5 protein-coding genes are annotated in these 8757 nt (G+C 67.9%); 2 read left to right on the plus strand and 3 right to left on the minus strand.

The genetic code is table 11. The features are described from left to right. Positions 1-88: 88 nt before the first annotated feature. The 3 genes from ABFX51_RS26670 to ABFX51_RS26680 form a co-directional block, all read right to left on the minus strand. On the minus strand, positions 89-1906 hold the full coding sequence (locus tag ABFX51_RS26670) for an FtsX-like permease family protein (protein ID WP_346055265.1): 1818 nt from the start codon (positions 1904-1906) through the stop codon (positions 89-91). Then, on the minus strand, positions 1906-2652 hold the full coding sequence (locus ABFX51_RS26675) for an ABC transporter ATP-binding protein (protein ID WP_346055266.1): 747 nt from the start codon (positions 2650-2652) through the stop codon (positions 1906-1908). Before ABFX51_RS26675 ends, ABFX51_RS26670 begins: the two co-directional genes overlap by 1 nt. 119 nt (positions 2653-2771) lie before the next feature. Continuing rightward, a complete protein-coding gene (locus ABFX51_RS26680) occupies positions 2772-6023 on the minus strand; it encodes a type ISP restriction/modification enzyme (RefSeq protein WP_346055267.1) in 3252 nt (1083 codons plus the stop codon). Positions 6024-6444: 421 nt separating this feature from the next. On the opposite strand from ABFX51_RS26680, the gene ABFX51_RS26685 reads away from it, so the two are divergent. Both ABFX51_RS26685 and ABFX51_RS26690 read left to right on the plus strand, forming a co-directional pair. Continuing rightward, positions 6445-7203, plus strand: a complete 759-nt coding sequence (locus tag ABFX51_RS26685) for a GntR family transcriptional regulator (protein ID WP_346055268.1) — start codon at positions 6445-6447, stop codon at positions 7201-7203. 126 nt (positions 7204-7329) lie between these two features. After that, positions 7330-8703 (plus strand): serine hydrolase domain-containing protein, encoded by a 1374-nt coding sequence (locus ABFX51_RS26690; RefSeq protein WP_346055269.1) that lies wholly within the window; start codon positions 7330-7332, stop codon positions 8701-8703. The last annotated feature ends 54 nt before the right edge of the window (positions 8704-8757 follow it).

Genomic DNA, 8757 nt, shown 5'->3' on the forward strand with positions numbered 1-8757 from the left:
CAGCGTGGCCTGCTCAATCATCTGCCTACGCAAGCTCATTCTGAACTGATCTCTTAGCCCCACCGTTCCCCGCCAGGCTCGATCGCCGTCATTCGCGCGTGGCCGCCAGTGCGATCGGCGTCTGCCGTGTCGCGGCGAGGCTCGTCCACACGGTCGTGACGCCGACGACCAGGAACGCGCCGAGGACGGTGAGCCAGAAGACGCCCCACGGCATCACGATCGTGCCCGCGACACCGCTGATGCCGATCTGCGTCGCCAGTGCCGCGACCCAGCCGAGCCCGAGGCCGGTGACGCTGACGACGAGCGACTCCAGCAGCGCGGTGCCGACGACCTGGCGGCGCGTGAAACCGGTCAGCCGCGTGACGGCGAACTCGCGCCGCCGTTCCCCGGTGGCGATGACGACGGCGTTGACCACGGCGATCACGGCGTAGAGCGCGGCCAGCCCCATGACGGCCTTCATGACACCGGCGTTCAGGGTGTCCTGCGCGCTGTCTCCCGCGGCGATCCACTCGTCCACACTGGACACCGGTTGTGGCAGCGTCCCGGCCACCGCGGCGGGGTCGGCACCCGGCTGGAGCCGCACGATCGACCGCGCGGGCCCGAGCGCGGCAGGCGGGACGACCTCACGCGGCAGCAGGTAGGCCACGCCGCCGTTGAGCGTCGGCGGCAACACGGCCACCACGCGTGCGGTGATCTCCTGTCCCCCGACCTTGATCCGGACGGTGGAGCCGAGCTCACCACCCGCGGCGGCGACCGCGAGCCCGTGCAGGTCGGCGTACGACCCGGCGGTCGGCGGCCGGTGCGCCCGCTCGTAGTCGGCTGGTTCGATGGCGAGCGCTGCGGCTTTGTCGGTGTTGGTTTCGGTGTCGCCCCAGTCGTTGCTGACGGTGGTGACCTCGATCGACAGTGCGTACTCGGTCGACGCGCTCGCGACGCCGGGTGTGCCGGGCGCGACGGGTCCCGCTGCGACGAGGTCGCCGTGGACGTCGTCGGCGATTTGTTGTTGCGCCCCTTCGGACAGCGCGCCGAACGTGCCCGCCAGCCCGATGGCGAGTGCGACCAGTATCAGCAGCGGTGCCGCGGTGGACGCGCTGCGCCCGACACCGTCGCGCAGGTTCGCCCTGGCGAGAACGCCCAGCGTCGACCTGCCCGCGAGGCTTCCGGTGATCCGGCCGACCAGTGGCACGATCTTCGGGCTCAACGCGGTCAGCGCGAGCGCGAGCGCGACCGTGGAGTTGATCGCCAGCGGGATCGCGCCGTTGGGGTCGCCCACCGCGGTCGCGACCGACATCAGCGTGATCGCCGTGACGAGCAGCAGGACTCCCCAGAACCAGCGGGCGAACGTCATGACCTTGGCGGCGGCCCCGATCTCCCGCAGCGTCTCCAGAGGGCGTACTCGCGACGCGCGACGCGAGGCGGCGAGCACCCCGACCTGCGCGACGAAGATGCCGATTCCCGCCGAAACCCAGACGATCCAGCCGTGCCACTCGGCGTTGAACGAATCCGGGAGGAACCCGAGACTCGCGAGCAGCGAAGTCTGTGCGCTCATCGCGACCAGCCCCACGGGCAAGCCGAGCACGGTGCCGACGACACCGAGCAGGAGCGCCTCGGACAGCAGCAGGCGCCGCACCTGGCTGCGACTGCCGCCGATCACGCGCAGCAGGGCGAGATCGCGGCGCCGCTGGGCGATCGTGAACGTGAACGTCGAACTGACGATGAAGATCGCGAGGAACGTCGAGACGCCGAGCGAAAGCCCGAGCACCGCGATGGCCTCGCCGTACTCCCCGGCGGACACGACGATCAGCAAGGACGACTGCACGATCGCGACGCCGAGCGTCACGGTGACGATCGCCCCGACGAACAGCTGCCAGCGTTCCCGGAACGTGGCGACGGACAGGCGGAGCATCAGGCCTCCAACGCGGCGAGCCGGGCGGCCACCTGTTCCGTGGACGGACGGCTCAGGTGTTCGACGATGCGCCCGTCCGACAGGAACAACACCGAGTCGGCGCTGGCCGCCGCCGCGGGGTCGTGGGTGACCATCACGATGGTCTGCTCCGAACCCTCGACGAGGGAACGCAGCAAGCCGAGCACGGTGCGCGCGGAGCGGGAGTCCAGCGCGCCGGTCGGTTCGTCGGCGAACAGGACCGAAGGCCGCATGACCATGGCGCGGGCGATCGCGACGCGCTGTTGCTGACCGCCGGAGAGCTCGCGCGGCCGGTGCCGCAGCCGGTCCCCGAGGCCGATCTCGGTGAGGATCGCGCGCACGTCCTTCATCGACACCTTGCTGCCCGCCAGGCGCAGCGGCAGCGCGACGTTCTGCTCGGCGGTCAGCGAGCCGACCAGGTTGAAGCTCTGGAAGACGAAACCGATCTCCTTGCGCCGCAACGCCGTGAGCGTGCGCTCGGACGCCGCGCTCAGGTCGAGGTCGCCGAGCACCACTTGGCCGCTGGTGGGCCGTTCGAGGCCGGCCGCGCAGTGCAGCAGCGTGGACTTCCCCGAACCGGACGGTCCCATCACCGCCGTCCAGGTGCCCCGGGCGAACCCGACGCGGACGCCGTCGAGCGCCCGCACTCGCGCCTGTTTGCTGCCGTATTCCCGCACGACGTCACGGAGTTCGACCGCCGTGTCGACGGTCGTCTCGGTCCTGGTCATCGCGTTCCCCCATCCTGTGTCGATGGGGAAACGCTACGAAAGGAGCCGCCGCGGGGCGTCCCTCCACGGGGCCAACTCGAAGTAGCTCCCAAGAGCGACACGACGGGCGCGACGGCCGGTCAGCTCTCGTCGAAGAGGTTGTATTGGCTGTCCGGCTTGGGCATCTTCGTTGCCGATTCGGGGACGGGGAGAACCCCGGCTGACGTCAGGTCCTCGACCGCGATCAGGGGGCCGGACACGATCTTCTCGAGCAGCTCGTCCTGCGCGGGTTCCAGTGCTGCGCACCGGCCGAGCACGTTGAGCAGGTCGAGTAGCTCGGTCGTCATGGCGGATGTCCAGGTGGTGGCGACGATGTCGTTGAGTGGCGACGAGCGGGTGCCGTCAGGGTTCTTTTTCCGGTAGTTGAACCAGTGTTTGACCACCGGCATGCCGGAAACCTCGAAAGCCATGACCTCAGGTGCGACTGGCGCGATGACGCCTTCGCCGATGTGGAGCGCTCGGTTCGCTTCGTCGTAGCGAATCGTGTCCGGCATCTGTTCCGGTGTGTCGGGTATGCCCACCCGTACGGTCGGCCGCTCCTGTCGTGCCGTCATCCGCGGTGCGGCCGGTGGGCGGTTGGCGGCCGGGTCGATATAGCGTTCTCCATAGGTGTAGAGCCACAGCACCTCTTGGCCCAGGCCCACCGCCGCACGCCAGAAATCCGGGCTTCTCGTGAGCGGAATCCGTACCCCGGGCTGCTTCAGATCCTCGCCGAAACAGCGGGTGAAACCGTGGTGCCCGGTGACGGCGGCAAGGTAAGCGACGAGGTCCTCGGCACTGACTGCGCATTTCAGCTGCCGGGACAAGAAGTCGAGCAGGCCGGGGGTGACGTTGGCCGAGGTCGCCGGCGCATCTCGATACAGGGGCAGCACGCGGCCACCACGACCCGAGTGGTAATGCATGTCCGGGATCAGCGAGGAGAAGACCAGGGCGGGACCCGCTGTGATGGAGTGCGCGTGTTGTTCGATGACGAATATCTGCCGGTCAGAGTGTGTACACCACAACGGCGGACGTGGGGTGTCGTGCAGTCGCGCATCGGGGATCACCCACTTGCGGTCGAAGGACCTGTGAGCGACGCGATTCAATGGTGGGCATGGTCCGGTCTCGGTTCCGATGGTCCCGGTGTGCTCGACCATCCCCGGGATCTGTGGCTTGTCCGAATCTGCTCGGGTGTCACGTGTTTCCTTCAACAGCAATGGCTTTTCGGACAGCGGTGCCCGCGTCAAGGTCCTCCAGCGTTCGTGCAAGGTTTCCGGCTCGGGGGCGTACACCCAGGTCCGGTTCGGCTTCACGCCCGGTATGGCCCACGGCATGAGATCTGTGAGCGCGGGCATGGCGGACCACGTTTCGGATCCGCCGAGGTCGAACGGCGCATCCCAACCGTCCAGGCACTGCCGCCATCGAGCATCCTCGATGGTCAGGCTCGCCAGTGCCGCGACTTTGTCATCAACCGTCCCGTCGACCGACGTGCGGTGTACCCGGGCGGGGGAGTCCGGGTCGGGACCGCCTCGCCGGATGAACACCGCAAGGCAAATGGGCTGCTGATTGCCTCGGAAGAACCTGGTGTTCACCGGGGGCTGATGCCCTTCGGGGGTGAGATCGATGATCCATCCCTCGTCAGCCGTCCTCCGGAGGTATTCACGCATGCCTGCGAATCCGGGACCGGCGAGAAACCCGGCGGAACAGACGAAGGCAACGACGCCCGAAGGGTGTCCGGGGTGGGCATCGAATGCCTTCCACGTGGCCCAGCGCCAGAAGTAGACGTACTTGTTCGACAGCACGTACTCACGGCGTCCGTTGCCGACCCTGCGGAAGGCTTTCAGGCCTGGGGTGCCTTTTCCCGCGCCCGACTTTTCGATCCAGGGGGCGGTACCCGCGGCCTTGTCGGCATACGGTGGGTTGCCGAGCACCACCATGACCGGTTCTTCGCGCTTGACCTGGTTGGCGCCTCGGCGTGACCGGTTGATCGCCTCGTACATCTTTCCCAACGGCAACGTTTGCGCGTCGGGATCGTCCAAGGTGTCGGCGAGGAACCGCCGTTCGCTGTGAGGCACCTCAGACCGGTGCCGCTTCTTCAGCAGGCTGTGCAGTCTCAGCTCTGCGACCGCGTACGGGGCGGCCTGGTTCTCGAAGCCGATCAGGCGTCCGGCCAGCTCTCGAAGATGGGGAGCGACAGCACCGGGTCCCTCTTCCACGGCGATGGTCGAGGCGACCGTGTTGACGACCTCGGCGAGGAAACTGCCGGTGCCCATCGCCGGGTCGACCACGATCACGTCCCGCTCGGCGAACCCGAGCCGGCGCCCTAGCTTCTTCCGGAGTATTTCGTCGACGAACCGGGTGGTGAACGACACCAACCCGGCCGGCGTGTAGTAGACCCCGCTCTTGCGCCGCAGCGCCGGGTCGTAGTTGTCGAGGAAGTTCTCGTAGAGCATCGAATAGGAGTCGTCGGGGAACGCTGCCCAGTCGACGACGCCGAGAACTCTGAGCATCGTGGTGAGCGCGATGCTCAGCTCCTCCTCGGGCTGGTCCGTGAGTACGGTGAGCGCCCGCCCCATCAAAGAGTGTTTCTTGCCCAGTAATCTGGCGATCTCTCCGATGGAGCGTCCTTGGAAGCTCACGCCTTCCACTCGGGCCAGCAACAAGGCGAAGGTGACTGTCTGCGCGTACTGGTCGGCGAACTGCGTGTCGGTGAGGTTAGGGAAAAGGACCTGGCGCCAGTCCATCGCCAGCGCGGTGAAGGTCTGGTGGCGAGCGCGACCAGTGCGTTCCCGGTGCAACTCGGCGGCGACGTCGTCACGCAACAGGCGGCAGAGGTTCGACGTCAGGCGTACGAGGTCGTCCAATGACCGCGGCCGTTCTGGTTCCCAAAGCAAGAAGTCCGTCATGACCCGGGCGAAGGCGCTGCTCTGCGCGTGTAGCTTTTCGCCCGCGCGACTGAGCCCTGGCTCCAACCGCGCGACTTCGCCCTGCAGCTTTCCGAACTTGTAGCGTGCGAACTGCTCGCCGTCGCTATAGAGCACATTCGGCAGCAGTTGGAACTTTTCCCACTGTTCCTTGTCGTGCGCCGAGGGGCTCGACCAGGTGCTGGGCACACCGCGGCCCGGTTTCTTCAATTCGACGTAACCGACTCGGGCGCCCTCCACGTTGATGGCGTAGTCGGGACGGAGTGCCAGGTCCGGCAACATGGTCTCGCCGACCGTCGTGACCGCGAGCCCGAGGCTTTCGGCGATGCTCGTGAGCATCTTCTCGAACGGTCCACGGAGGTGGTCTTCCTGGGAACCGTGGCCGGTGCGGAGTTTCCGGGTCACGGCACGACCGAAATCGGAAATCACCAACTCGAAGTCAGGCGTGCCATTCGTAACAGTGACTCGCTGACCTCGACGCATGTCCGTCTCCCCGGGCCCGGCACACCTCTCCCTTTCAACAAACCTTGTTGTCCGCGGGGTGTCAGCAGCTCAACGGGGTACCGGCGAAACCGCGTGGAATCACTGATCGTTACGGCGGTACTCACTTTCTTCCCATCAGTACCACGAGTAGGTCGTAGCAGAGGAATACACCGCCGTTCGAGTGAGACGAACGTGAGTGGTGGGGAAAACGCTATCTCAATCGCGGTGAGATTCCTGAGCCCTCCCTGCTGACCGGCTGGCACGCGCGCCGGGCCTCGGGTCCACGGTCGTCCTCACGCCGCTGCCCTGCCCAGCGCCAGCGACGAGCCTATTGACTAGTCAAAAGCTCTATTGTTAAGCTCAAAGCATGGCGCTACCGATCTACCGGGAGATCCGGGCTGACCTGGAAGCCCGGATCCGCCGGGGTGAGCTCGCGGTCGGCGATCGCGTGCCGACCGAGGCGCAGTTGCAACGCACGTACGGGGTGAGCCGGGCGACCGCGCAGCGGGCGTTGCAGGAACTGGCCGCGGCGGGGCTGGTGGTCCGGCACCGCAAGCGCGGCACCTTCGTGGCCGACGGCGCACGCCAGGTCAACCTGTGGCGCTGGATCAACCTGGAGCCCCACGGTCCGGAGATGCCCGGCCGCCACGTGGTGCAGGGCGCCGGCGTGGTCACCGCGGCCGAGGCCGACATGACCCTCCCCGAGCTCGCGGCCGATACCCCCGTCGTCCAGTTGCGCCGGGTGAAGCTCACACCTGAGGACGTCCCGGTGGGCTTGGAACTCTCCGCGGTCCCGTTCTCCGTGGCGCCGCGGTTGCTGTCGGAGCCGCTCGAGGATTTGGCGATTCACGACTACCTGGCGCGCCAGGGGGTCGAGGTGGCGCGCAGCAGGCTCTACATCGAACCCGGGCTGCTGGGTGCGCAGGACGCCGAAACGCTCGGGGCCGAACAGGGTTGCGCGGTGCTGCAGTTCCTCCGGGTGAGCTGGCTGGCCTCCGGCGAGGTGGGCGAAGTGAGCCGGATCATCCTCCCGCCCGGCCATTCCGAGTTCTACATCGAGCAGACGTTGAGCCGGCCGGAACGCACGGCGGAAAGGTCCGCCGACGACGAGGGGGACGCCCCGTGAGCCGGTCAACGCGAACGCCGTAATCCCACCTTTGGGACAGACACGGGCGGCCACCTCCCGGGGTGCCGCACGGCGAACCATCCTGCCCGGCGGCGCCCGGGTTCAACCGAGGCAAGGAGGCCTTTCATGGTGGAACTGGATGAGATCCGCACGTGGGCCCACGAACGGCTGCCCGACCTGCTGGCCCGGCACCAGGTACCCGGTGCGGCGCTCGCGGTGTCGGCCGGTGAAGAGGTGGTCGAAACCGCGGCCGGAGTGCTGAACACCGCCACCGGCGTGGCGGCCACCGCGGATTCGGTGTTCCAGGTCGGGTCGATCACGAAGGTCTGGACCACGACCCTGGCCATGCAGCTGGTGGACGAGGGAAAGCTGGACATCGACGCACCGGTCCGCCGGTACCTACCGGAGTTCGCGCTCGCCGACGAGGAGGCGGCCGCGCGGATCACGGTGCGCCAGCTGATGTGTCACGTGTCCGGGTTCGGGGGTGACAGCTTCACCGACACGGGCCCCGGAGACGACTGCGTTGAGAAGTACGTGGCCGCGCTGCGGGACGCGCCGCAGTTGTTCCCGCCCGGCGAGATGTTCTCCTACAACAACGCGGCTTTCTGCGTGCTGGGCCGGATCGTCGAGGTACTGCGTGACAAGTCCTACGACGACTGCCTGCGCGACCACCTGTGCGCGCCGCTGCGGCTCACCCACACGGCGACCGGCCCCGCCGAGGCGATCCGGTACCGGGCCGCGGTCGGGCACATCCGGCCGGGCCCGGACGCCGAACCCCAGCCAGCGCCGGTATGGGCCCTGACGCGGTCGAACGCCCCCGCGGGAGCGGTGCTGTCCATGCGGCCGCGCGACCTGTTGACGTTCGCCCGCATGCACCTGGTGCACAACACCGTGCTGAGCGAGGCCGGCGCACAGGCGATGCGGGAACGGCAGGTGACGTTGCCCGAGCCCGGGCCGCTGGCCGCCGCGTGGGGACTCGGCTGGCAGATCTTCGACCTCCCGGCGGGGACGGTCATCGGGCACAACGGCGGCACGATCGGACAGGCCGCCTACCTGAGGGTCGTGCCCGCCCACGACGTGGGGGTGGCGCTGTTCACCAATGGCGGCACCAGTTATCTGGTGTACCAGGAAATCGTGGGCCGGGTGTTGCGTGATCTCACCGGGATCGAGCTCCCACCGATGCCGCTGCCCGAACCGCACGCACCGCGGATCGACGCGTCGCGCTACATCGGCACCTACGCCTCTCCGGTGACAGAAGCCGTCGTCAGCCAGGACGATGACGGGCGGGTGTGGCTGGCGCGCACCCCGAAGGGCGCCTTCGCCTCCGGGTTGGGGGAGACGCCGGTGAGCACCGAGCTGGTGGCCTGGAGCGGTGACACGCTGCTGGCGGTCGAGCCGGAGCCCGGACCGTTTGCGCCGCACACCTTCCTCGGGGACGACGGGCAGGGTCACGCCCGCTACCTGTACTGGCGTCACCGCCTCATCCCCCGCGTCGCCTAAGGGATGTCTCGTAACCCGGTGGGCGGCTGGCCGGTCCGGTAGTTGATCATGTTG

It is taken from the genome of Amycolatopsis dongchuanensis (assembly GCF_039542405.1).
Lineage (GTDB): Bacteria > Actinomycetota > Actinomycetes > Mycobacteriales > Pseudonocardiaceae > Amycolatopsis_E > Amycolatopsis_E sacchari.

Coding starts and splice junctions, on each gene's coding strand:
- ABFX51_RS26670 (WP_346055265.1), bottom strand. CDS start 1,906: ATGCTCCGCCTGTCCGTCGCCACGTTCCGGGAACGCTGGCAGCTGTTC.
- ABFX51_RS26675 (WP_346055266.1), bottom strand. CDS start 2,652: ATGACCAGGACCGAGACGACCGTCGACACGGCGGTCGAACTCCGTGAC.
- ABFX51_RS26685 (WP_346055268.1), top strand. CDS start 6,445: ATGGCGCTACCGATCTACCGGGAGATCCGGGCTGACCTGGAAGCCCGG.
- ABFX51_RS26690 (WP_346055269.1), top strand. CDS start 7,330: ATGGTGGAACTGGATGAGATCCGCACGTGGGCCCACGAACGGCTGCCC.